This is a genomic window from Dyella sp. (genome assembly GCF_051954575.1).
In the GTDB taxonomy this organism is placed as follows: domain Bacteria; phylum Pseudomonadota; class Gammaproteobacteria; order Xanthomonadales; family Rhodanobacteraceae; genus Dyella_B.
Genome location: NZ_JBQCHP010000119.1, coordinates 1 through 22,798 on the forward strand (window position 1 = coordinate 1; position 22,798 = coordinate 22,798).

Sequence of the window (22,798 nt, forward strand, 5' to 3'; positions counted from 1 at the left end):
TCTTGCCAAGCCGCGCGGCGCAGCCTGCGGGCCTTCCAGGCATCACCCATCCCTTTAAATTCAATAGTTGGGCCAGCCCTGTCTGTCCGCATGCCGCAGGTACCCGTCTCGACGATGCGCCAGTCTGCCTTCGCCGACGGCCCTGTGGCCTGCGAACAGACCGGGCTGGTGACGACGGCGATACTTATTCAGTGTTGCCTTAAGTCGCTGGCCCCGGCATTCGCCGGGGCGAGGAGCGCTTATCAAGGCTCGCCAACGCGCACCACCACCTTGCCGAAATGCTTGCTTTCCAGCAAATCGATCAGCGCTTGCGGTGCCTGCTCGAGCCCCTCGACGAACGCTTCGCGCAGTTTCACCTTGCCGCTTGCCACCCACGCTTTCATGTCGCGCAGAAAAGGTTCTAAACCGGTATCGAAGTGATCGAGGATGATGAAGCCTTCCACATGCAGACGGCGAATGAGGATCTGGCTCATCAGCAGGGGTAGACGATTCGGGCCGGGGGGCAGCTCCGTGTCGTTGTAATGGGCGATCAAGCCGCATACTGGTATGCGTGCGCCGTTGTTGAGCTGTGGAAGTACCGCATCGAATACGGCGCCGCCTACGTTTTCGAAATAGACGTCGATGCCGTTCGGCGTTGACGCGGCCAACTGCTCGGCGAAATCCGACGCGTGATGATCGACGCAGGCATCGAAGCCCAACGCTTCCACTGCGTAACGGCATTTTTCGCGGCCACCGGCAATGCCAATGGCGCGTGCGCCCTTCAGCTTGGCGATCTGGCCGACCACCGAGCCGACCGCACCGGTTGCCGAAGCGACGACGACGGTTTCGCCGGGCTTTGGCTGCCCGATGTTCAACAAGCCATGATAAGCGGTGAAGCCCGGCATGCCGAGCACACTCAGCGTAAGCGAGGGATGCGCGATACCGCTGTCGATCCGGGTGAGGTCTTTTCCGTCGGAGAGTTCGTGCGTTTGCCAGCCGCTGAAACCGGTGACCAGGTCCCCCGCCTTGAATCCAGGATGCCGCGAGGCTTCCACCCGGCTTACCGTGCCGCCGACCATGACATCGCCAAGATTCAGCGGCGGCGCGTAAGAGGGCGCATCGCTCATCCGGCCGCGCATGTAGGGATCCAGCGAAAGATAGATGGTTCGTAGCAACACTTGCCCTTCAGACGGTTGCGGCACCGCTTGTTGTTCTAGCCGGAAATCGCTGAGCTTCGGTGCACCGTGCGGGCGTGCATTCAAAACGATGCGCTGGTGGATGGGTTGCGTCATGGGCGTTCCTTCGGTAAGCGGACCAGTGGGAGGTGGATCAGTCGTCGATCGAGCTGCGCAAACATCATGGGTGCGATGAATAGATTTTCCACCCGATCCGGAAATAGCGCGAGATTGCTGCACCAAACCCTACGCTGGGTTCTCTATTCATGGCTATGTGCTGAAGGCGGGCATGACCAATGGCGGATGCTTCCAGGCGATCTGCATGACACCGTCACCCGCGCCTGATCGCGCCGGACACTTTATGAAACGCGCCATTGCAGCCGTTCTGCTTGCCGCCAGCCAACTCACCATCGCTGCACAGCGCCCTCCGTTGGCCGATTCGTTCGAGCTGCAGGTAACTTGGGCACCGGCGCCCATCACGATTGCCGGCACGGCGCAGCTCGTCTATGAACTGCATGTGTCGAGCTTCGCCGCTGGGCCGTTGGAACTGGAACGCATCGATGTCATCGATGAAAGCGGCCATCGACATGTCGCCAGCTTGGCCGGCGATGATTTGAAGCAAGCCATCGGCAGGCCGGACCTGCCCGCCAAGGGTGGCGATCCGGCTCGCATCCTTCCGGGTGTACGTGCAATCGTGTATCTATCGATACCCGCCGCAGGCCTGGCTGGCCATCGCCTCCAGCACGTGCTCGCGTATCGCTCCGTCAACGGCGAAAGCGCCATCGTGCAAGGCGGCGAATTCACCGCAGGATCGGCCAAGCCGATCGTGCTTGGGCCGCCGTTGCGCGGTGGTCCGTGGGCCGCCATCTACAGTGCGGCATGGGCGCGTGGACATCGTCGCGTGCTCTATGCCGTCAACGGCAAGGTGCATATCCCGGGGCGGTTCGCCATCGATTGGATCAAGCTCGACAACGCGGGCAAACACGCTCGCGGCGATGGCAGCCGCCCTGCGGATTGGTATGGCTATGGCGAGCAGGTGCTCGCGGTGGCAGACGCTACCGTGGCGGATGCGAAAGACGATATGGACGAGCCCAAGCGGGTCACCGAAAGCAACAAGGTGGCCTTGGAAAAAGCCAGCGGAAACTACGTGGCGCTGGATCTTGGCCAAGGGCGATATGCGTTCTACGAACACCTTGAGCCTGGAAGCATTCGCGTGAAAGCCGGCGAAAAGGTCAAGCGCGGTCAGGTGATCGGTTTACTGGGATACACCGGCAACACGACCGGCCCACATCTGCATTTGCATGTCAGCGACGGCAATACGCCGCTGGATGCGGAGGGCCTGCCTTATGCCTTCCACCATTATGAAATGCTGGGCACGTTTGCATCGCCGCAAGCGTTCGAGGATGGCCAGCCGTGGCTTGCACCTGCTGGCGGCAGCAAGCAGCGAGCGGATGAACTTCCCGCGCCCTTCTCGGTAGTGACGTTTCCCACCAACTGAGCTGTAGTGCATCATCAACAGCCGGTCATGTCGATTTGCCGGATGCTCGTTCGTTGTATAGACGGAAAGAACGCCGGCATACGGAAACCGGTAGGCATATGCAGGATGCGCGCCTGGGCCAATCGCCTGGGCTGGTAGAAACCCATCAACCTAGACGGAAATTTGCGATGAACACCACTACCCACACAGTTTTCCGGCGGTTCGCGGCTGGCGCGGTCGTTGTTCTGCTTGGCGCGTACGGCACGTTGTCCCGCGCGGCCGATGCGTCCGCGCCGCCGACCATGCCTGCCCCGCCCGCCGGCATGTATCAGATCGAGAAATCCCATGCGAGCCTGCAACTTCGCGTCAATCACATGGGCTTCTCCACGTACACCACGCGGTTTAGTCGCTTCGATGCCAACTTGACGTTCGATCCAAGCAATATTCCGGCATCCAAGCTGGTGGCCACTGTGGACGCGGCATCGCTGCAAATGGATGAGGCGCCTAAGATGTGCGTGGATATCGTGCAAGGCGACAAGTTTCTCGATACGAAAAAATATCCCAAGATCGTGTTTCGCTCAGAAAAGATTCGCATGACCGGCGCCAAGTCGTTCGATATCGTAGGCACGCTGGAGCTGCATGGCGTGACGCGCCCGTTGGTACTGAACGCGACCTACAATGGCGGCTATCCGGGCATGGCCGATATGGACCCGCACGCTCGTATCGGCTTCTCTGCACATGGCAGTTTCAAGCGATCGGACTTCGGCATGGGCTACGCTGTGCCTGCGCCGGGCACCACGATGGGCGTCGGCGATACGATCGATTTCTCCATCGAGGCCGAATTCTCCGGTCCGCCGTTGGCGACTGCGGCGAGCAAGGCGCACTGACAGCCGACATGCCTTATCACGTCCTGTTTCTCTGCACCGGCAACTCCGCCCGTAGCGTAATGGCGGAGAGCCTGCTCAACGTACTCGGTGCTGGCCGGTTCACGGCGTTCAGTGCGGGCAGTCATCCGAGCGGGCGGGTTCAGCCGATGGCCGAAGCGCTTGCGCGCGAGTTTGGCTATCGCGCTCCGCTACGCAGCAAAAGCTGGGATGAATTCGCGCAGCCGGATTCGCCGCCGATTGATGTGGTGATCACGGTGTGCGACAACGCGGCCGGCGAAGTGTGCCCCATCTGGCCCGGCCATCCGGTTACTGCGCATTGGGGCGTGCCGGACCCGGTGGCGGTGGAAGGTACGGAAGAGGCGCGTCGACAGGCGTTCGAGGCTGCGTGGTTGATGCTCAAGCGACGGGTGGACCGGTTGTTGGCGTTGCCGTGGGGTGAGCTTGATCGTGATGGTCTTGAGCGACAGTTGCGGGCGATTGGTGAAATGGATTCGCGTGACGGCTAGTGCGCGCATGTGCCTGATTAGCGTCGAACCTCAGCTGTGCGAATGACGGCTCCCTCCCCTGCGCGCAGAGCCTGCCCCGGACTTGATCCGGGGGGGAGGGCTGGGGTGGGGTTGTTCGAGCTTGCCGCATGGTTGGAATGCATCGCGAGGCTGCTTCGCCCCACCCTAACCCTCTCCTACTACACGTAGGGGAGGGGACATTCCCCCAAATTGAGATTCCGACGCTAATTAGGTCGGAAGAAAAGGGATTCACTCAGGCAACTATCGTGCAAGCGCGGCTGCTTTTTCGAGTGCAGGAATCACGGCTCGAAGGGGACAACGCCCAGCGCCGTCATCAGCACAACCAGCCAGATGCAGCGTCACGAAGGCAGGAGCCGCCCGCTGCCCATCCAACGCACGCAGTTGCGCCAAACTCTGCGCCTGGTAAATCATCCGTACATACTGCTTCCCATCCACCCGACTCCGCCATAACTCGATACCAAGCGCACCACCGATAGGCGGATCATTCTCGGCATAGCCCGGCATCTGGAAATGCAAGCCGAGCACGGAGGCGAGCGCGACAATATTGTTGTCGCTGCCAACCAATACGCTCAATGTCGGCGCATGTTCGTCCTGCAACAGATGGATGATGCGTCGGCTCATGAGGGAGGCGACGCGTTGCGCCATGTAGTCGGGACGCGCGTAAATGTCGAACAGCAGCGCATGCAATTGCGAAAGCTGCTGCAACTGCATCGCGGAAACGCGGCCCCAGCCGACGTCGCGCATGGAACGGCCTTCGGCATACGCCATCAGGATCGCTTCGGCCGTGCCGGAGGTGGTGGCGATGGGGCCGGTCAGCTGCATGTGTTTGGTATCGGGTGAGACGGTGAGCTCGCCGTGCCAATGGTCGGGGTGACACCAATCAGGATCGTGCTGCGTGCCGCAACCCATTACGCTGGCAAACGCCGAGAGCGCATCGATATGTGCGTCGGTCAACTTATCCGGGCCGCCAGTGCTGCGCGTGATGGAGGCCACCGAATCAGTCGCATTCCACGCGGTTGCTCCCGCTTCGATCGGATGAAACAGCGGATCTTCGCTGCCTTGAGGCAAATGGCCGACGTCGATGCGACAGCCGGGTGCGAAACCTTCGGACAAGGCTTTCGCGCTGGCGATGGTGCGCTGATCGGTATTGGCCCAGAACCATATCTGTGAGGCATCGGGGCATCCCTTTGCCGAAAACAAACCCGCCGCGGCAAGGCGTTGCCGATCGTGGCGGCCCATCAGGCGAGCACCGGTGGCGCCGTGCGGTGTCAATTCGCTAGGCGGCTGCGCCCATGTCGGCCATGGTTTACCGCTGACTTCATTGAGCTGGATCTCTCCTGGCAAGGGCGTGCGTACGCCATGGCGGTAGAGCAATACGACGCGCTCCAACTGCAAGCGGTCGCTTGCATACACATGCGCCGTGGCGAGCGTGGCAAGAAAAAGCCAGCCGAACGATACGAATCGCATGGCTCAGGGTGAAAGATCGGCGGCGGTGCAATGCGCTTGCGTAAACAACGGATTGCAACGCGCGTGCAAGTGATCGGGAAAGCTCACCGCGTAACCTGATGCCGCCGGTTCGCCGTCCGGAAAATCCGTACTGAGGATCTGCGCGCCGCTCGCCAGCATGGCGTCGCGGCGCGTGGTGTCGTTATGTGCCGGTTCCTTCAGATCCGCATCGGTGCGGGTGCGCACCAGATAACCTTGCTTGACCAATTTTCCGATGGTGGCCGCATCACCATCGTTGAGCTCGGTAAAGGCTGCATCCTCCGTGCCCGGCGCTGCGTTGGTGAACAGCACGCGGCCACGCAACGAGGGATGCCCTTGCAGATAGATCGGTCCGGCCCAGCGTTGATCGAGCAGGAAGATCACCTTGCCGCGCGCGCTTTCCAGCGTGGGCCAGCCTTGTTTGCGAATGGCCTGGTTGAGCGTGGCGAAACCGCCGCGCACGTCGTCCGGGTTGATGTATTCGTTGCGCGCGAACACCGAGTGGATCTCCGCATCCAGCGCGTCGAACGCCTTGCTGTCGAAGGGCGCCGCTGGCACGGTGGAGTAGGGCGCTGGTGCATCGGCGCGTTTGGTTTCCACCAGAATGAAGATTGGTAAATGCCGGGGATGTGCTTTCGACCACGCGTGGATTTCGGCAAGGCAGGCGGTGAACGGCTGGCAGTTGCTGCGCTGGTCCAGGTCTTGGATGTGCATGACCTTGAAGCCGGGCCGCTGCATCACCCTCGGATCGGCAAACGGCGGATCTGCCTGCAGCCCGGCCTTGCGCACTTGTTCGACAATGGCCGGATGCGCGTAGCGACCGCCTTCGGGATCGCTGTAGATATCCAGCTCAAGCTGGCGCACGCCGTCGTCAAGCTGGCGGCTTAGCGCGGGATGCGCGTAGTCGATCTCGGCGAATGTGGCCGGATCGGTGCGTTTCCACAGCGCCGCTTCGCTGGGACCGAGGCCGGCGTGATAGCTGTGGCTGCCGATGTATTGAAGTTGATTCAGGAGCAGGGAAGATGGTTGCGCGACGGCGTGTGTGGCGGCCAGGGTGAGTGCCGCCGCAATCAGGCGGATGCCGATAGAGGCAGGATGCAGGAGCGATCGGTTTTCGATGTCCATCGTCTTTCCTGGATAAGCGTTGGGTTTCAGGCGCGGATATACATGGCACATCGTGAAGCTTCGCATAGCCTCACCGTCATTCCGGCGTTCACCGGAACGACGGTAAGGCCAGGTGGCGATTACCGCGCATTCAATCGATCTATATAAGCTATTTTTCGTCATTCTCTCTTGCGGCAATATGACACGACGATGAAACGGCTGCATCGTCATTTAGACGTCCAAATAAAAGCGTGACAAGACCCGAAACAGGTCACGAAGTTCATTCCACGCACAACGATTCATCTCACTGCCATCGAAATTACATACGCGCTCTCTAGCTTCGTCGCCTTTCGCCTGCCTCTTGCAGGCGTGTGGTTCGATCACTACCGGAGCGTCTTTGACATGTACAAAATAAAGCAACGTTTGCTGGCCCATTCGATTCTGGCTGTCATGAGTGGTTGCGTCGTGGCCTCTGCGGCGCATGCCGGTGACGTGACGGGGGTGCTTGCCGATCCGCCCTCCGGCCAGCCGCTGGCCGGTGCCGTCGTGTCGGTGGCTGGCAACGCGCAGACTGCCATCACGGATGCGTCCGGCCATTTCATGCTGGCGAATCTGCCCGCAGGCCATTACACGCTTACGGCCACTCATGCCGCTTCCCGTACGCTTTCCGCCACGGTGGACGTGCCGGCGCAAGGCACGGTAAGCGCGATGTTCAATAACGTGGCGTCGTTGACGAAGATCACCGTGGCGGCCAACCGCTACGACGCCAGCCAGATCCAGATGGACGCCACCAACACGGTCAACGTGCTGTCGGCAGATGACCTCAAATACACCGCCGTACACAACGTCGCCGAAGCGCTGGGCCTGCTGCCCGGCGTGAACGTGTTCAACACCGGGCAATCGTATTTCGGCGGCATCGATGGCGCCTCGCGTGGCGAGGGCATGTTCACCTCGGTACGCGGCCTGAACGCGGAATACAATGTCAACCTGATCAACGGCGTGAATGTGGCCCAAGGCATGGCCTATAGCCGCGGCGTGCAGCTCAGCCTGTTGCCGCCTTCGGGTTTGCAGACCATCGTGCTCAACAAGACTTCCACCGCCGACATGGATGGCGATGCGATTGGCGGCACCATCGATTTCCGCACGCCGACGGCGTTCGATTTCAGCGCACCCACCAGCGGCAGCATTACCGCCAGCGGTCGCGTGGAGAGCAGGGCGCGCGACTACGGCGATAACGGCCTGGGCGGTGGCCTGGCCGGCGAGTTCCAGACCAAGTTCGGCGCGGCGCATCAGTTCGGCATCTATACCAGCGCTTTCTACGATAGCCGCAACTACGTCAACAGCGAGTCTGCCGGCGCGACTGCGGCGCTGGGCGATCGCGCATGGCGATTCGCGCGCACCACGGCGACGGGCGACAGCGCGCCGGGCGTCGACCTGGAACGGAACCTGGAAAGCACGGGCATGTACCTGGGCACGTCCTCGGGCGACACGCACCGCTACGGCGGCAACGTGTCGTTCGATTGGAAGGTGGACGACACGCTCACCACCTATGCGCGCATGACTTATGCGTATGCCAAGACGGCGCAGAATACCACCTACCTGCAGCTCATTCCCGCCAACGTGAGCTACAGCCAGATCGGCAGCACCGGCATCTATCAGCCGGTGATCGGGCGCATCGCCACGCGCTTCTGGTATGAAACCAATCCGGAGAAGGCGGACTTGGGCACCATCCAGTTCGGCGCGGACAAGAGCGTGGGCGGCTGGACTTTCTCGCCGAATCTGTTCTTCAGCTGGGGCCACAACGATCGTCCGGATCACGTGGAAATCTCGGCCCGCAACGATGAATACTCCTCCGTCAATTTCCCCTACGGCGCCAGCACGGTAATGAGTTACGGCGCCAACGGCCTGGCGTATCCGATGCTGACGCCGGCGATGACGGCGCAGCTCAACAGCGTATCCACCCTGTATGCGCGCCGCGCGGGCGAGCTGACCGAATCCTATAGCGGTCAGGAGAAGGGCGGCGCGAAATTCGATGCCCGCTACGATTTCAACGATGGCGCGCTTACGTCGCTGCAGATGGGCGTGAAATATGTCGACAGCCATCGCGAATTCACCAATCGCGACTGGACCACGCCTAAGTTCACCGACGGCAGCAGCTTCGGTTCGCTGGGTCTGATCGATGGGTATTACAGCTCGGTTTTCCCGGGCGTCTACAACTACGACGCGCCGACCATCGACCAGGCTGCATTGAAGCGCCTGATCGCCGCACACGTGGTGCCGGGGGATCTGGACACCTGCAGCGATCTGTACATCAACAATTGGAACTGCAACACCCAGCGCGCCAACGAAGCGGTGGCGTCGGCCTATGCCATGGCCACGCTGAAATGGGGCAACCTGGAAGTGATCCCCGGTCTGCGCTTGGAGCATACCGATATCCGCAACACCTTTTGGGTGATACCGCAGGATGCGTCGGGCAATGAAATTCCCGGTTACTTCGCCAAGAACTACACGCATTACAACGAACCGCTGCCCAGCGTGTTCGTGAACTATCGCCCGAGCGAGAACGCGGTTTACCGCGGCGCGATCTGGACCAGCTATACTCGCCCGGCGTTCGTGCAGTTGGGTGGCGGCTCGCAGGTCAGCGTGTCGGCCGATGGCCTGACCACCATCACCGAGGGCAACCCGAACCTGAAGCCGATCGAGTCGCTCAACATCGACCTTTCCGGCGAGTGGAGCAACCAGCACGGCGGTCATGCGATGCTGGCAGGCTTCTACAAGAAGCTGTCCAACTATATCTATGAAGCCGGCAGCAATCCGGTCAACGCCGCCACGGTCGATGCCGGATCGATCCAGTACATCAGGCCGACCAATGGCGGCAACGGCAAGGTGTACGGCATCGAGGCCGCCGTGCGCCAGAAATTCCAGGATCTGCCGGCGCCGCTGGATGGTTTCGGCATGGGCTTGAACGTCACCGGCCAGCGCACGTCGGTGGATCTTGGCATGGACGGCTTCCGCAACGAACGCATCCAGAACGCGCCGAATCTGATGGCCAACGGCGAGCTGTTCTACGAGAAGGACGGATTCTCGGTCAACCTGAGCTACCACTACGCCGGTTCGTACATCGCCACCTACGATTATCTTGGCCGCGGCGGTTCATGGGACGATTTGTGGGTGCGCCCGATCACGCGCGTCGACCTGCATGCCGGCTATGCGTTCCACAACGGTATCCAGCTGGATCTGTCCATTTCGAACCTGACCAAGAATTATTCGTATTGGTCGCACGTTGGAAAGAGCAGTCTTGCGCTTTCCGATGTGGTCGATTCGGGCATGACAACGTTGGTAACGGCGAAGTATTCGTTCTAATGCAGAGAAGCCCAGTAGGTTGGGTAGAGCCCCGGACTTGATCCGGGGCGAAACCCAACGTAGCCATGCGCATGCAACGTTGGGGTTCGGCTGTCGCCTCAGCCCAACCTACGGGTTCCGCTTCGGGCAAGAAAAAAAGGCGCGGAAAACCGCGCCTTTATTCCGGACAATGAACCTACCGATCAACGGCGCTTGATCCTGCGGCGCGTCGCCTTCTTGGCCGCCTTCTTCGCCGTGGCCTTGCCCTTGCCGGCGCCAGCCTTGTCGATCAGCAGGCTGTCCAGCGTAACGCCGCGGCGCTTGAGCGCAGCCACGACCCACAACGGACGCTTGCCGCGGCCGGACCAGGTTTGCGAAGCGTCATCGGGGTTGCGGTACTTCGGCGCCACCACGGCGCGCTTGCCGGCCTTGCTGGCCTTGCCGCCGCGGGTGGGGTAGACGTCGGCCAGCGTCAGGCCGGCGTTGTTGAGCAAAGTGTCGATTTTCTTGCGGATTTCCTGGACTTGATTGCTTTTGGCTTCTTGCATGTGAGCTTCCGCGTTGGCAATCAGCGATTGCAGTTCTTTCGGTGAAAGGGCTTTCAGGTCGATGGCCATGTGTGGTCCTTATAGTGGTATTTATGGACGGTGCCGTGGAACAAATTAATCAAGATGAACGGATTTTGCAAATCGGCTTAGGCAAAAAAGGAAAATCGGTCTGTTTAATCGGATTTTTCCTGCATGAAAATGCAGCATGTATTTCCCTCGATTCAGACGTGACAGGACAAGCGGTTTTATCGACCCGGAAAAAGGAGAATCAATTCTCCATTTGCATGGCCTGCATCGAAGCTGTCATAACCCATCCAATAACCTATAAAAAAGGCTTTTGCACGTTTTACACACACCCTGGTGTTACATTTTCATCAGGCAATCGGCCGTAAGTATTGACAAAAGAGGGGCTCCCATGTTTCGTAAACCATCTGGTTTCGCTTTGCGCGCAGGCGCTGCTTCAACGTTGTTTGCAGCGCTGTTGTCCACATCGGTACTGGCCCATGAGGCCCCTGCGACCGGCCTTGGCCAGTCGTGGCCCAATGCCACCGACGTCAGCGTAAGTCCGCATTATCACGTCTACGTATTCGTTCGCGATGGCATTCGCTATATCCAGGTCAATGATTTGAACGGCACGGTGCGCGGCGCGGTGGCAATGGCCGATCGCGTGGTGCTGGTGTTGCCGGTGGGCGTGGATGCACCCTATGTCACCACGCGACATGCGCTGGTGCCGGTGACCCACGGCGAGACGGTCTACCAAGATGGCGCTACGCGCGTTACGGCTGCACCGACCAATACGGGTGCGGTGCAGCTCGATGTCATTACGCCGGCTGATGCGGCTGCTATTTGTACGAATCCGGCGGCTTGTACAGGACTGGCTGCTGGGGCCGGTAACTGATAGAGCGGTGAGGTAGAGCTACTACCTCACCGAATATACAGTTCAACGGGAGCAGGGCGACTGGTGAGTCCGTCGTGGGGTTCCTGCGTGCGCTGCTGGCTTACGTCATGCACCAGTGCCGTAACGCGGAATGCACCTGGTTTCGTAAAGGTGTGCAACTCGCCGTCGTATAGGCGCGCGTAGTCCCGCAACGCCATCGCACCCAGGTTGTTGGCGCCCAATTTGGCCGCCAACTGCTGATTTTGTAGTTTGCCGTGCATGGGCAGAGCATCTATATCGTCGGCTCGGCCTTCCACGCGAAGCGTCGCCCAGCGTTGGCCGTGCGTAAGCCCACCGCGTAGCGAGATGGTAATGGTCGACCACGCCTGTTTCGCACACACATACACAACCGTTTCGCAGGCCAATCGATAAATCGCTGCATGTACTCCTGGCGATAGCTGGCTCAAGCCGCGGCCGTGCAGCTCAAAGCGGTAGGCAATGCCGGCCTCGTCCAGGGAGCGCCCGATGGTTTCGCGCAAGGCGGCCGGCAGGCCGCGTTCGCGCCAAGCCGTGGGATGCATGGACTCCACCAGCTGATAAACCTGGCTCTGGGCATTCGCCATCTGCTTGTAGTAAGTCTGCCCTTCGATCGGCGGCAGCATGTGCTTGAAGCGATTGAGCAACCTCGTTTGCGTCAACTGCAGGTTGCCGCTGATCTGCTCGAGTGTCTGCGCAGCCTGGCGCATCCGTAGCTCGCACAGATACATGCCTTGTTGCGCCACTTTGGCCGCAGCCTTTGCATCGATGCGTTCCTGCTCTTCTGCCGCATTCTGCAAAGTGACACGGATGCCAAGCGCGAACAGGCACGTCACGGAGAACGCAACGAAGGCTTGGGTCCCGATGACATCGAGCGCTTCATAGTTCGGCTCCATGTCGAGGAAAATGCAAATCATCGCAGCTGAGGTGCCGACGGCGGCGGCTCTCCAGCCATGCTTCATCGTGAGCCAAGCAGCCGGCAGCAGCATCACCATGCGTGTGATCTGCTTGATGTCCGCCGATACGTGCCGGTTAACCCAAAACAGCACAGCCAGCGTTGGTATCAGCAAGATCAGGGACTCATGCACCAATTGGCTGCTGGTCCAGCTTTTCAAACGTGCGCGCCAGGGCTGAGGCTCCCGAAGTTTGAACGCAAGCGCGAGAGGCAAAATGGTGAGAATGCCAACATAGCGTCCCAAAAAGAGCAGCACAGCTTGAATGTTGTGGAACTGGTATGGGTGTGCCGTATTTTCAGGCTGCGCAACGACAAGCAGCAGTGGTACTACGGCCGCTGTCCAGACCGCCGCCGTCAGCAAGACACAGATAAGGAGTGCTTTCGCCCTTACCAGGCGCTTGGAAGGAAACAAGCCCAATCGGCGCTTGCACCAAGCCACCACCGGCATCGCGTAGAGAATGGCGGGGATGGAATTGCCGATCTGCCATGCCAGGCCGAAGGGTGCCTGCTCTGGCGTGCTGTAGTAAATCTGTGGACCAAGTTCGGCCAGTACCAGCGCGGGCCAATAGCGATAAGGCAGAAGCAGCAGACAGCTCAACCGCAGTCCGCCGATAACGTTCCAAATGCCATTCGTATAAGGCCGCAGCAGCAGGTACGCCGCCGCATACGCCACGAATACGGCGACCTGCCGCAGCCATTTGTTTTCAGTCATGGGTTTCATCATCGGTGCACCCCTGAGCCTTCGAGAAAATCGCGCCCAGCCGTCCTTGAGCGGTTTGACATCCGATGGTGCAAGACAAATAAAGCTTAGACCGTGCCATGCGAGCCTACCCACCCCCGGTCTAGGCTTTTTCATGCGCACCAGGCACGGCATTGGGTGGGCATCATACGGAGCGGCATGCTTGGCGGTGTGAAGGGCCGGGCCAGGAATCCGGTGCTGCATCACGCTTTTGCGTGTTCGACTGAAATGGTTGTTTGCACTTGCCGGAAATGGCTGCTTTGGCCTGTTTTGACCGCTGTTTTCCTTGTGTTACGCATATCGCAGCCGGTTTGACGGCTGGAGCAAGCGGCTGATGGATGGCGCTCACGGGTATGAGATAATCCGGGGTCCTGCAGCACACCCGGTTCCCATGACCCTCCCGAAAGATGCCTTCCGCCGCTTCCAGGAAGAACTCGCGGCTCTCGACAAGGAAATCGAACAGCGCGCGCCCAAGCCCAGAAAGCCGACGGCCAAACAGGCCGCCATGTCGGCCATGGAAAGCGCCAGAGAGGAGTTTCTGGCGCTGCGTGCGCGTCACAATCTGACCGTTGCGGACGTCGTGGCCTTTTTTCCGGAGGAAGAGGGCATTGCCTACCTGCAAAGCCTGATCGCGCAAACGCAAGCCAAACCGCGGCGTGGCCGCAAGCCCAAGCCCAAGGACGGCAGCGCGTAAGCAAAGCTGTCGTGTTCCTTTCATCAGAAAGGAAGGCTGCAAACGACAACTGCCCCTTCAGGGCTCGATGACGACGCGTCCGGGCGTGCCCTCGGCGACGGCCTCGTAGGCCTGCCGTCCCTGGGAAAGGGCATAGCGGTGGGCGATGACCGGCGCATCGAACTTGCCGTTGTCGAAGCCTCGCGCCACCGCCTGCATCAGCCGGGCCGAAGCCACTACGCCCAGCTTGGCACTGTCGGCGCCGAGCAACTGGGTTTCGTTGTGATAGAAGTCGATGAGATCGAAATCCACCCGGCGCCGCGCGGTGGCGCTGATTTCCACCACGCGTCCGCGGCGCTTGGCCAGGCCGAGCGCGGTTTCGAAAGCGATGCCGCCGACGCTGTCGAACACCACGTCCACGCCATCGGCCAGGCCATCCAGGCTGCGCACGGCGGCGACGGTATGCGTGTCGAACGGCACGAAGGCATGAATACGTTTCCCTGCCGGCGAGCTGGCGTCCACCGGTTGGCGATCGATGCCGATGATGCGGCAACCCAGCGACTTGGCGATCTGCGTAACGGCGCCACCCACGCCTCCGCCCGCGCCGATCACAGCGATCGTTTCCCCTGCGTGCAGTTGCGCGTAATCGACCACGCCCAGCCATGCCACCACGAAGTTCACGCCAATGGCCGAGGCCTGCGCATGGTCCAGCCCGGCGGGCTTGCGCACCAGCGCGGCCACCGGCACGCGGATGTATTCGGCATGGGTACCGTCGCGGACGAAACCGATGTCGCCGCCGGTGCCCCATACCTCCTTGCCGCGCCAAGCCAGCGGCCCTTGTTCCACCACGCCGCTGAAATCCCGGCCCGGAATGCGCGGCAGCGTGGTCTGCGCGAAGTGGCCGGCCACGTTTTTCACGTCGCTGGGATTGACCGAAGCGCCATGTACCCGCACCAGCGCGCTGTCCGCGTCGATGGGCGGCGGCTCGACCTCGGCATATTCCAGCACGTCGGGTGCACCGTGGCGGCTGAATCGCAGGGCTTTCATGCGCGTCTCCCGGCTGTTGGTCGCAAGCGGATGGCGGGCGATCACCGGCTGGCTTCCGATAAGACCGCCCTAAGCTAATCTGCGCAAAATGGCGGCCAGGAACAATACCTCCGCTAAAGGTAAAGAGGTATGCACATCATTCTGGTGGAAGATGACCTGCAGTTGGGCGAAGCCATCCGGCAGGCGCTGGAGCGGCTTTCCTATGCGGTGACCTGGCTGCGCGATGGCCGCGAGGCGCTGGTGGCCATGCGCGACCAGACCGCCGACCTGGTACTGCTGGACTTGGGGCTGCCGCACAAGGATGGCCTGGAGGTACTGGCCGAGGCGCGGCGCTCGCAGGTCAATACACCGGTGATCGTGATGACCGCGCGCGACGGCCTGGAAGCGCGCGTGCGCGGCCTGGATGCCGGCGCGGACGATTACCTGGTCAAGCCGTTCCACGTCGAGGAATTGAGCGCGCGCATCCGTTCGCTCACGCGCCGTGCGCAGGGGCTGGCTGCCAATCGCATCGACGTGGGCGTGATCAGCCTGGATATCGGCACCTGCGAAGCCGAATATCGCGGCAAGCGCATCGAACTCACGCGCCGTGAATTTTCGCTGCTGCGCATCCTGATGGAGCGCGCCGGTCGCATCGTGCGTCGCGAGCATCTGGAGAACTCCTTGTACGGCCTGGACAACGCAGTGGGTAGTAGCGCGCTGGAAGTGCAGATTCATGCCTTGCGCCGCAAACTCAGCTTTGACGCCATCCGCACCATTCGCGGCGTGGGCTACATGATTCCGCGGGATCCGACGTGATGCGCCTGAGCCTGCGCGGACGGCTGCGTTGGATGATCATTGCCGTGCTGATCGCCGTGTTGCTGCCGCTGGGTTTGTACAGCTACCACCGCGCGCTGAAGGAAACGCGCGAATTGCTGGACGGCCGCCTGGCGCAATCGGCGCGCACGCTGGACGTGCTGATCCAGCACGCGGGGCTCGACGCCTTGCGCAAGCCGGAGCTCGGCTCGCTGGTGGTGCCGATTCTTGGACGCAAGGCCGAAGAGCAATTGATGCATACGCGCACCTACGAAGCCGAGGTGGGCTATCAGGTGTTCGACATGCACAACCATATGCGCCTGAGCACCGCGAACCTCGCGCAACTGCCGCTGCAGCCGACGCCCGTTTCCGGCTTCGAAGATTTTTTCTTCCAAGGCTACGGCTGGCGCGTTTTTACCTTGGTCGACGACGTCAACAATGTGGTGGTGCGCGTCGGCGAACGCGACGACAGCCGGCGCGATATTACGCAGGCGCTGTGGCTGGATTTGGTATTGCCGCAATTGGTCGGCTTGCCGCTGCTCGCCGTGCTGGTGGGCTGGGCGGTGCGGCGCGGCTTGCGTCCACTGGAACGCCTGCGCCAGGCGCTGGCTGCGCGCTCGCCTGGCAGCCGCCAGCCGATCCAGCTGAAGGATGCTCCGCAGGAACTGGAGCCAGTGGTGGATGCGTTGAACACGCAATTGGAGCGGTTGGAAGATGCACTGGAACGCGAACGGCGTTTCAGCGCGGACGTGGCGCACGAACTGCGTACGCCGTTGGCGTCCACCATTTTGCATCTGGACAGCGCCATGGCGACTAACTTGCCTGCCGACGCCACCGCCGCCCTGGTCAGCGCGCAGTCCGGGCTGGCGCGACTGACCCGGCGCATCGAGCAACTGCTTGCGCTTGCAAGATTGGAAGCGGGTGCGGCGGCCGGCCAGCAAAGCGAGGTCGACCTGATCGCCGTGGCGATGAATGTGATCGACGAGCTGGCGCCGCTGCTCGGCGAAAGCGGCGTGGACTTCGCGTTTGTCGCGCAAGAAGACAGCTTGCGCATAGATGGTTATGAAGCCGCGCTGGCTGCATTGCTGCGCAATTTGATCGAGAACGCAATGCACCATGTGCCTACCGGCGGCCACGTGCAGCTGTCGCTGCAACGTACGCAAGAAGCCGTCGTGATCGAAGTGATCGACAACGGCCCCGGCATTCCGCTCGAGCGGCGTGCCAGTGTGTTTGCGCGCTTTCACCGCGAATCCACCGCAGGCGATGGTTATGGCTTGGGGCTTTCGATCGTGCAGCGCGCGGCGCAATTGCATAACGCGACGATTGATCTGCTGGATGCGCCTTCGGGGCGCGGCCTGCGGGTGCGAGTGGTGATTCCGCAGGCTTGAATGTGGTTGGGGTGGGACCCCTGGCGTCGCCATCCTCATATACATATGTTGGGGTTTGCACCCCAACCTACATGACCGCCTGAGCATCCTCCCTCCCCTACGTGTAGTAGGGGAGGGAGTCATTGTTCGTGTAGTTGAGATTCGACGCCACGATCGTTGCGCCAGCGCGAGACCTACGGCCTACCCACCGTCAACAACGTAAACGAGCCTGCCACCGGTATCGGGCGGCCACGCTCATCTTTCTTGTCGCTGAGCTGGGCGGACGACAGATACACGTGATGCTTCAGCGGATCTAAGGCCAGCGTGCGGGCGCTTTCCTTGGTGGGAACGTTGGCGACGACCTTGTAATGATCCGGATCCTCTTCATGCACCACGGTCAGCGTGCCGCTTTCGCCGTTGGAGCTATAAATAAGGCCATCGGCAGGATCGAAGGCCACCGCATCCGGACCGTCCCCGATCGGCACCGTCGCCACGCGGTGGCCGTCGTGTGAGTCCAGCACCGTCATCAGCCGGTTGTCGCAGACCGAGAACAGGCGTGCATGCGCGACGTCGAACGCCAAGCCGCTGGGCGATTCGCACGGCGCCAGCGGCCAGGCGTGCAACACCCTGTTGGTGCTGCTGTCGATGTCCATCAGCTCGGATTTGTCTTCGATGTTCACGTAGACGTGGCCGCTGCCATCCGCCGCGGCGAATTCCGGTTTGCCGGGCAAGGGAATGGTGGCGATGATGGTGTTCTTGGCCGGATCGATCACGCTGGCATTGTTGCTCTTGCCGTTGAAGGTGAAGAGGTGATGCGATGCATCGTCATACAGAACGGCGTCGGGCTTGTCGCCGGTGCCCTTGATGGTGGCGAGGGTCTTGAGCGTATCCAGGTCGAACACGGTGACCGAATCGGCTTTGCCGTTGCTGGTGAAGCCGCGATGCAGGCTCTGTGCAATCGCCACGCCGTGCACGCCGTCGGTATCGGGAACGAGGCCGACCTGCTTGTCGTGATCCACATCGAGCACCAGCACGCGATCGCCACGGGTGACGAACAGATGGCGGCGCTGTGCGTCGAAGCTGAGGTAGTCCCAGCCACCGGCACCGCCGAGCTTGAGGCGATGCGTGACGGCAAAGGATGGATGCGCGGCATCGGCCGCCGCGGTGGACGCGGCGGCCACGGATGCCAGCGATGCGAGTACAGCGATAACAAGGGGCCGATACATGGGAGCAAACTCGCTGGAAAGGGGCTTCAAGCTTGCGCCGGGTTTCTTACGCCTTCCTTAGATTCATGAGCCGTGCCGACGATCATCATGCCGTCCATGCTCAGCGTCGAGCCATGGGTGACGTTTACCGTTGGCCAATTGGCGAACCCTGCGATACCGGGCGCCGAAACGGCAAACGCGCTGGAACACGTGCCTTGAATGTCGCAACGCATCAAAGCGCCAGCCGGTGCAAACCGGCGGCAACCGGTTATGTACAGGTGTACTCTCCGTTCGAAGTAACCGAAGCGGCAAGGCGTAACACCGATCCATGGCGGATGGAAGGATTCCATCCTGCTCCGATCGTTCCATCGGGGGTTCTTATGCGCGTTGTCATCGCTGACGATCATCCCATCGTCCTGGTGGGGTTACGCATGCTGTTGCAAGACCATTGCGCCGATTGCCAGGTGATCGGCGAGGCGCACGGCAGCGCCGGCTTGCTCGCGCTGGTGGCCAATCAGACCTGCGACCTGGTCATTACCGATTTTTCCATGCCAGTCGACGGCGTGACGGTGGACGGGATGGGCATGATCTGCCAGCTGCGCGAACGCTATCGGCGATTGGCGATCATCGTGCTCACCATGTCGCACAATCCGGCCTTGTTGAAGGGCATGCTGGCCGCCGGCGCCAATGCGGTGGTGGAAAAAACCGCCATGACCAAGGAACTGGTCACGGCGATCCAGACGGTTCGCAAGGGACGCAGTTACGTCAGCGAGCATCTGCGCAAGCGGCTGGCGGAACACGCGCCGGCGGCGACTGCACAACGCGCGCACGAAGAGACGATCAGCGTCACCTTGTCGATGCGCGAAGCCGAGATCATGCGCATGCTGGCGCGCGGCATGACGGTGACGGAAATCGCCAAGGTGACGTGCCGCAGCATCAAGACCATCAGCCAGCAGAAACACGACGCGATGCGCAAGCTTTGCATCGACAGCGACAGTCAGTTGTTCGAGTACATGCGCACGCACGGGCTGTGAAAAAGGCTATGTGTCCCGGTTAATTTTCACGCAAGGATAACGATCGGTAGAGTTATAGTTCACCAGCCGATCACGCTTCTTATGCGTCGCAGATGTTAATGCCCATTGATTTGCTGCGATGTATCAATAATTGGCAAAGGCCCAATCATAAGCGGCGACCGGTGGACAGCTTGACCTGCCATGTGCCTGGTTTTCAGTGCACGATTTCAAAGCTGGGCAGTGCGCAAGGCTGTTTCTTTCCGATCGTGAAATGAGGGATTTCACGTATGGTCGCCGGCAGTCGATATACCCGTATCCGCCCACCGCCCACGACAAGTCCGTGCCGCTTGCGGTGTGCCTGTCGCGTGCAGCGGTTCATCGTCATTCGTTCGCTCGGTCTCGATGATCGACATCGACGCGTGCCTTGGCGTCAGGTTTTGCATTTGATCCGCCCACTTTCCTAGCGATATTCCCGCGATTTTGTGCAGGAGCAGCACTGGCGTGCGGCTCGCCGTGCTGCGCCTCAAATCTTGCTGTCGGTAAAAAGGAGCGTGCGATGGACGTGGCCGGCTTTGCCGATTTTGTATAGGCATTGCCGAATTTGGTTATTACTTTTTCCTGCGAGGCCTTTCGTTCTCGAGCGGAATCGCTTCTGATGGAACCCCGTGTCCAAAGCAACACAGCAGCCAAATTCCACTTTCATTCCAAAGCGGAATGTCATTGCAGCAGTTGAAATACCTCGCCGGCGTAGGTCCGGTCTGCAGGTTCAAAGCAGGGTAGGTTGCACCGCGATAGGCGGATATCCAGCAAAAAAAGCGGCGTTCCTAGGAGTTTTCTGATCATCATCGTTCGAGGGCGCCTGTAGTTTTGCTTGCATCCAAGGGGGATCAGCATGAAGCCAGCGAATCGGGGCAAGCGTGAAGACGTTCTGGGCATACGGCCCTTGGCGCTTGCCACTGCATTGATGGTGGCGATGGCGCCGACGTGGGCGCAGACCACACGTCCCAATGCGGGGCAGTTATTGCAGCAGACCGCACCTGCGCTGCCGCCGCCTCCGCAGGGCCAGAGTCAGGGCGTTGCGGCGCCGGCTGCGCCGAATGCAGCACCAGCCGCATCGACGGCTACGGTAGAGGTCAAGGCCATCCGCTTCGCCGGCAACACGCATATCGACGACGCCAGCCTGCGCCGCGCCATTCCCGAGATCGATCGCGCGCAGGGAACCTCCGCCACGCTGGCGCAACTTCAATCGTTGGCCGACGCCGTCACGCGCTACTACCGCCAACGCGGCTACTTCGTCGCCGTCGCTTACGTACCACGCCAGACAGTAGAGGACGGCGTGGTCACCATCCAGGTGCTGGAAGGCAAGCTCGATCAGGTGCATGTGGGCCATTCGGGCGGCTACGACCCGGCGCGCGTGCAACGTTATGGCGAAGACGGATTGTGCGGGCAGAGCAGCAGTTGCACGGATGCCACGCTGACGCGCGCACGCGCCGATCGCGCGGTGGGCCTGCTATCCGCCTTGCCGGGCGTGCTGAGGGCAGCGGGAACGCTGTCGCCCGGTTCGGCAATGGGCAGCACCGATGTCACGCTGGATGCGTTGCCGGGGCCGCGCATCACCGGCGCGCTGGGTGTCGACGACTACGGCAACGAATACACCGGGCGCATCCGCGAAACCGGCGATTTGCGCTGGAACAATCCGCTTGGCATCGGTGACCTTTTTACTGCCGACGTGGCGCTATCGGATCGCTGGGGCCTGGGCGGAACGCGTGGCCGCGGCGCTTTGAATGGCGTGCTCGATTACAGCCTGCCGATCGGTTATGACGGCTGGCGCGTGGGTGCCAATTACACGCATCTGTTGTATCGGCTCGGCGCACCGTTCGACGTCACCGACGCTTATGGCGGCGGCAACGAGTTCAACGCCTACGTGGCGTATCCGATCCTGCTGTCGCCGTACAAGCATCTGTGGGTGCGCGCCAGCTACGGCGTCAAATGGCTGTCCGATAGCGTGCTGCAGGAAACCTTCCATACGCGCGATACCACCGTGGCGCTCAGTGTCAGCGGCGATGCGATCGACACCGTGTGGAAGGGCGGGCTGACACAATACGGCGCATCGCTTACGCGTGGGCTGGTCGCTTACGGCAGCGGCGCGCGTCCGGTCGATACGCCGAATGCGGCGGGCCATTTCACCAAGCTGGACTTCACCGTCTCGCGCGACCAGACCGTGGGTTATCTGGCGCACGACACGCAACGCCTGAGCATGTATGGCGCACTGCAAGGACAGTGGAGCAACGTCAATCTCGATTCGGTCGAGAAATTCACGCTGGGTGGTCCGGCCGGCGTGCGCGGCTATCCGGTGGGTGAGGCGGTCGGCGACGAAGGTGCGATCGCGACGCTGGAACTGCGCGATTCGTTCGCCATGGCAGCCCTGGGTGGCGACAACCTCACGCTCTCGCTGTTTCGCGACAACGGCTGGCTGAAGGTGAACCACACGCCGTGGGCCGGCTACCAGGGGCCGCGGCAACGCCATCTGGGCAGCACCGGCATCGGTGCGGATCTGCTGCACCAGAACCGTTACGACCTGAAGCTGATGTACGCGCTGCGCGATCCCGGCGGCGAGCGGGATACGGCCACCCGCGATCATCGCAACTGGCTGTGGTTCCAGGCGCAGCTTTTTTTCTGATCATTGGCAGCGCAGTCGAAAACGAAAGGGGAAAACGCGTGAAAAAGCTGTGCTTCCTATCGGGATTGCCGCGTTCCGGAAGTACCTTGCTTGCCGCGCTGTTGCGGCAGAATCCGCGCGTGCATGCGCATATGAGCAGCCCGTTGTCGGGCATGCTGGATGCGATGGTGGCGGAAATGAGCGCCGGCGAGTTCGCTGAGTTCATCGACGACGAGCGCCGCTGGAACGTGCTGCACGGTGTGGTGGAAGGCTATTACGCCAGCGTACCGCAGGAGGTGGTGTTCGATACCAGCCGCGCGTGGTGCGGACGCATGGCGCTGCTCAATCGCATTTATCCCGGCGCCAAAGTGATTGCATGCGTGCGCCATATGCCGTGGATCATCGACAGCTTCGAGCGGGTGTTTCGCACTAACGCCATGCGCGCTTCCAGCGTGTTCCAGCATGCGGCGAACACCACGGTGTATGCGCGCGTGGAGGCGATCGCTGCCGGCAACGGTTCGGTGGGCTACGCCTTCAATGCGCTCAGGGACGGCTATTTTGGTGAATTGGCCAAGGGCCGCCTGATGCTGCTGCAGTACGAAACGCTGGTGCAGGATCCAGCCAGCGCCATGGCCGCTGTGTATCGCTTCATCGAGGAAGACCGATTCCAGCACGATTTCCAGCGCGTCAGTTTCGAGCCGGTGGCCTACGACGAAAAGGCCGGCTTGCGCGGCTTGCATGCCGTGAAACCGGTGGTTGCTGCAGTCACGCGCGAAACCGTATTGCCGCCTGATCTCTACAGCCGCTTCGAAAACGATTCGTTCTGGCGCCAGCCTGCGGCGCGCCGTGAGGGCGTCGTGATCGTTTGATCGTCCCTGGTTAGTCGTCCGTGTCTTGGATGTGCGTCGTGC

Annotated in this window: 20 protein-coding genes; 12 read left to right on the forward strand and 8 right to left on the reverse strand. The window is 61.2% G+C overall.

Annotation, left to right across the window (positions count from 1 at the left end; all coding sequences use genetic code 11):
- Window positions 1-242: 242 nt before the first annotated feature.
- A complete protein-coding gene (locus ACTHNE_RS15605) occupies window positions 243-1,271 on the reverse strand; it encodes an NADP-dependent oxidoreductase (RefSeq protein WP_324946665.1) in 1,029 nt (342 codons plus the stop codon).
- A gap of 244 nt (window positions 1,272-1,515) precedes the next feature.
- Here ACTHNE_RS15605 and ACTHNE_RS15610 point away from each other — a divergent pair, with 244 nt between their 5' ends.
- The 3 genes from ACTHNE_RS15610 to ACTHNE_RS15620 all read left to right on the forward strand — a co-directional run bounded on the left by ACTHNE_RS15610 (window position 1,516) and on the right by ACTHNE_RS15620 (window position 4,024).
- The gene (locus ACTHNE_RS15610; RefSeq protein ID WP_324946666.1) at window positions 1,516-2,652 is read left to right on the forward strand and encodes a M23 family metallopeptidase; all 1,137 of its coding nucleotides are present in this window, start codon (window positions 1,516-1,518) and stop codon (window positions 2,650-2,652) included.
- Between the two features lie 167 nt (window positions 2,653-2,819).
- Window positions 2,820-3,518, forward strand: a complete 699-nt coding sequence (locus ACTHNE_RS15615; protein WP_324946668.1) for a YceI family protein — start codon at window positions 2,820-2,822, stop codon at window positions 3,516-3,518.
- 8 nt (window positions 3,519-3,526) lie between these two features.
- Window positions 3,527-4,024 (forward strand): arsenate reductase ArsC, encoded by a 498-nt coding sequence (locus tag ACTHNE_RS15620; protein ID WP_324946670.1) that lies wholly within the window; start codon window positions 3,527-3,529, stop codon window positions 4,022-4,024.
- 261 nt (window positions 4,025-4,285) lie between these two features.
- Here the strand turns inward: ACTHNE_RS15620 and ACTHNE_RS15625 are convergent, their stop codons facing one another.
- Both ACTHNE_RS15625 and ACTHNE_RS15630 read right to left on the reverse strand, forming a co-directional pair.
- A complete protein-coding gene (locus ACTHNE_RS15625) occupies window positions 4,286-5,512 on the reverse strand; it encodes a histidine-type phosphatase (RefSeq protein WP_324946672.1) in 1,227 nt (408 codons plus the stop codon).
- Between the two features lie 3 nt (window positions 5,513-5,515).
- Window positions 5,516-6,655 carry a phosphatidylinositol-specific phospholipase C1-like protein gene (locus ACTHNE_RS15630; RefSeq protein ID WP_440269734.1) on the reverse strand — a complete coding sequence of 380 codons (1,140 nt, stop codon included), beginning with the start codon at window positions 6,653-6,655 and terminating at the stop codon, window positions 5,516-5,518.
- Between the two features lie 429 nt (window positions 6,656-7,084).
- Here ACTHNE_RS15630 and ACTHNE_RS15635 point away from each other — a divergent pair, with 429 nt between their 5' ends.
- Window positions 7,085-9,997 carry a TonB-dependent receptor gene (locus ACTHNE_RS15635; protein ID WP_440269735.1) on the forward strand — a complete coding sequence of 971 codons (2,913 nt, stop codon included), beginning with the start codon at window positions 7,085-7,087 and terminating at the stop codon, window positions 9,995-9,997.
- 182 nt (window positions 9,998-10,179) lie between these two features.
- Here ACTHNE_RS15635 and ACTHNE_RS15640 read toward each other — a convergent pair whose 3' ends face one another.
- Window positions 10,180-10,593 carry an H-NS histone family protein gene (locus ACTHNE_RS15640; protein WP_324946678.1) on the reverse strand — a complete coding sequence of 138 codons (414 nt, stop codon included), beginning with the start codon at window positions 10,591-10,593 and terminating at the stop codon, window positions 10,180-10,182.
- Window positions 10,594-10,628: 35 nt separating this feature from the next.
- Here ACTHNE_RS15640 and ACTHNE_RS15645 point away from each other — a divergent pair, with 35 nt between their 5' ends.
- Together ACTHNE_RS15645 and ACTHNE_RS15650 are read left to right on the forward strand one after the other, a co-directional pair.
- Window positions 10,629-10,916 carry a hypothetical protein gene (locus ACTHNE_RS15645; RefSeq protein WP_324946680.1) on the forward strand — a complete coding sequence of 96 codons (288 nt, stop codon included), beginning with the start codon at window positions 10,629-10,631 and terminating at the stop codon, window positions 10,914-10,916.
- A gap of 23 nt (window positions 10,917-10,939) precedes the next feature.
- Window positions 10,940-11,422, forward strand: coding sequence for a hypothetical protein (locus ACTHNE_RS15650; protein WP_440269736.1), 483 nt, complete (start codon window positions 10,940-10,942; stop codon window positions 11,420-11,422).
- Between the two features lie 26 nt (window positions 11,423-11,448).
- Here the strand turns inward: ACTHNE_RS15650 and ACTHNE_RS15655 are convergent, their stop codons facing one another.
- Window positions 11,449-13,104, reverse strand: a complete 1,656-nt coding sequence (locus ACTHNE_RS15655) for an MASE1 domain-containing protein (RefSeq protein ID WP_324946684.1) — start codon at window positions 13,102-13,104, stop codon at window positions 11,449-11,451.
- A 418-nt stretch (window positions 13,105-13,522) separates the two neighbouring features.
- Between ACTHNE_RS15655 and ACTHNE_RS15660 the strand changes: the two genes are divergently transcribed.
- Entirely contained in the window at window positions 13,523-13,825 is a 303-nt protein-coding gene (locus ACTHNE_RS15660) for a 2-hydroxyacyl-CoA dehydratase (RefSeq protein WP_440269737.1), read from the forward strand.
- 57 nt (window positions 13,826-13,882) lie between these two features.
- Here ACTHNE_RS15660 and ACTHNE_RS15665 read toward each other — a convergent pair whose 3' ends face one another.
- Entirely contained in the window at window positions 13,883-14,851 is a 969-nt protein-coding gene (locus ACTHNE_RS15665) for a quinone oxidoreductase family protein (RefSeq protein ID WP_324946689.1), read from the reverse strand.
- A 129-nt stretch (window positions 14,852-14,980) separates the two neighbouring features.
- Here ACTHNE_RS15665 and ACTHNE_RS15670 point away from each other — a divergent pair, with 129 nt between their 5' ends.
- Together ACTHNE_RS15670 and ACTHNE_RS15675 are read left to right on the forward strand one after the other, a co-directional pair.
- Window positions 14,981-15,646: a response regulator gene (locus ACTHNE_RS15670; RefSeq protein ID WP_324946692.1), complete on the forward strand. Its 666-nt coding sequence runs from the start codon at window positions 14,981-14,983 to the stop codon at window positions 15,644-15,646.
- A complete protein-coding gene (locus ACTHNE_RS15675; RefSeq protein WP_324946708.1) occupies window positions 15,646-17,031 on the forward strand; it encodes an ATP-binding protein in 1,386 nt (461 codons plus the stop codon). Before ACTHNE_RS15670 ends, ACTHNE_RS15675 begins: the two co-directional genes overlap by 1 nt.
- A 173-nt stretch (window positions 17,032-17,204) precedes the next feature.
- Here ACTHNE_RS15675 and ACTHNE_RS15680 read toward each other — a convergent pair whose 3' ends face one another.
- The gene (locus tag ACTHNE_RS15680) at window positions 17,205-18,236 is read right to left on the reverse strand and encodes a YncE family protein (RefSeq protein ID WP_324946694.1); all 1,032 of its coding nucleotides are present in this window, start codon (window positions 18,234-18,236) and stop codon (window positions 17,205-17,207) included.
- Between the two features lie 26 nt (window positions 18,237-18,262).
- The gene (locus ACTHNE_RS15685; protein ID WP_324946696.1) at window positions 18,263-18,622 is read right to left on the reverse strand and encodes a hypothetical protein; all 360 of its coding nucleotides are present in this window, start codon (window positions 18,620-18,622) and stop codon (window positions 18,263-18,265) included.
- 24 nt (window positions 18,623-18,646) lie between these two features.
- Between ACTHNE_RS15685 and ACTHNE_RS15690 the strand changes: the two genes are divergently transcribed.
- The 3 genes from ACTHNE_RS15690 (at window position 18,647) to ACTHNE_RS15700 (ending at window position 22,756) form a co-directional block, all read left to right on the forward strand.
- Window positions 18,647-19,249, forward strand: a complete 603-nt coding sequence (locus tag ACTHNE_RS15690) for a response regulator transcription factor (protein WP_324946699.1) — start codon at window positions 18,647-18,649, stop codon at window positions 19,247-19,249.
- Window positions 19,250-20,120: 871 nt separating this feature from the next.
- Complete coding sequence (locus ACTHNE_RS15695) at window positions 20,121-21,908, forward strand: ShlB/FhaC/HecB family hemolysin secretion/activation protein (protein ID WP_324946701.1); 1,788 nt, start codon at window positions 20,121-20,123, stop codon at window positions 21,906-21,908.
- Window positions 21,909-21,946: 38 nt separating this feature from the next.
- Window positions 21,947-22,756, forward strand: a complete 810-nt coding sequence (locus ACTHNE_RS15700) for a sulfotransferase family protein (protein WP_324946703.1) — start codon at window positions 21,947-21,949, stop codon at window positions 22,754-22,756.
- Window positions 22,757-22,798: the final 42 nt, after the last annotated feature.

What these genes read in the sequence shown, in the direction of transcription:
- ACTHNE_RS15605 (WP_324946665.1), bottom strand. Translation starts at nt 1,271, where the DNA reads ATGACGCAACCCATCCACCAGCGCATCGTTTTGAATGCACGCCCGCAC.
- ACTHNE_RS15610 (WP_324946666.1), top strand. Translation starts at nt 1,516, where the DNA reads ATGAAACGCGCCATTGCAGCCGTTCTGCTTGCCGCCAGCCAACTCACC.
- ACTHNE_RS15615 (WP_324946668.1), top strand. Translation starts at nt 2,820, where the DNA reads ATGAACACCACTACCCACACAGTTTTCCGGCGGTTCGCGGCTGGCGCG.
- ACTHNE_RS15620 (WP_324946670.1), top strand. Translation starts at nt 3,527, where the DNA reads ATGCCTTATCACGTCCTGTTTCTCTGCACCGGCAACTCCGCCCGTAGC.
- ACTHNE_RS15625 (WP_324946672.1), bottom strand. Translation starts at nt 5,512, where the DNA reads ATGCGATTCGTATCGTTCGGCTGGCTTTTTCTTGCCACGCTCGCCACG.
- ACTHNE_RS15630 (WP_440269734.1), bottom strand. Translation starts at nt 6,655, where the DNA reads ATGGACATCGAAAACCGATCGCTCCTGCATCCTGCCTCTATCGGCATC.
- ACTHNE_RS15635 (WP_440269735.1), top strand. Translation starts at nt 7,085, where the DNA reads ATGAGTGGTTGCGTCGTGGCCTCTGCGGCGCATGCCGGTGACGTGACG.
- ACTHNE_RS15640 (WP_324946678.1), bottom strand. Translation starts at nt 10,593, where the DNA reads ATGGCCATCGACCTGAAAGCCCTTTCACCGAAAGAACTGCAATCGCTG.
- ACTHNE_RS15650 (WP_440269736.1), top strand. Translation starts at nt 10,940, where the DNA reads ATGTTTCGTAAACCATCTGGTTTCGCTTTGCGCGCAGGCGCTGCTTCA.
- ACTHNE_RS15655 (WP_324946684.1), bottom strand. Translation starts at nt 13,104, where the DNA reads ATGACTGAAAACAAATGGCTGCGGCAGGTCGCCGTATTCGTGGCGTAT.
- ACTHNE_RS15660 (WP_440269737.1), top strand. Translation starts at nt 13,523, where the DNA reads ATGACCCTCCCGAAAGATGCCTTCCGCCGCTTCCAGGAAGAACTCGCG.
- ACTHNE_RS15665 (WP_324946689.1), bottom strand. Translation starts at nt 14,851, where the DNA reads ATGAAAGCCCTGCGATTCAGCCGCCACGGTGCACCCGACGTGCTGGAA.
- ACTHNE_RS15670 (WP_324946692.1), top strand. Translation starts at nt 14,981, where the DNA reads ATGCACATCATTCTGGTGGAAGATGACCTGCAGTTGGGCGAAGCCATC.
- ACTHNE_RS15675 (WP_324946708.1), top strand. Translation starts at nt 15,646, where the DNA reads ATGCGCCTGAGCCTGCGCGGACGGCTGCGTTGGATGATCATTGCCGTG.
- ACTHNE_RS15680 (WP_324946694.1), bottom strand. Translation starts at nt 18,236, where the DNA reads ATGTATCGGCCCCTTGTTATCGCTGTACTCGCATCGCTGGCATCCGTG.
- ACTHNE_RS15685 (WP_324946696.1), bottom strand. Translation starts at nt 18,622, where the DNA reads ATGATCGTCAGCGATGACAACGCGCATAAGAACCCCCGATGGAACGAT.
- ACTHNE_RS15690 (WP_324946699.1), top strand. Translation starts at nt 18,647, where the DNA reads ATGCTGTTGCAAGACCATTGCGCCGATTGCCAGGTGATCGGCGAGGCG.
- ACTHNE_RS15695 (WP_324946701.1), top strand. Translation starts at nt 20,121, where the DNA reads ATGAAGCCAGCGAATCGGGGCAAGCGTGAAGACGTTCTGGGCATACGG.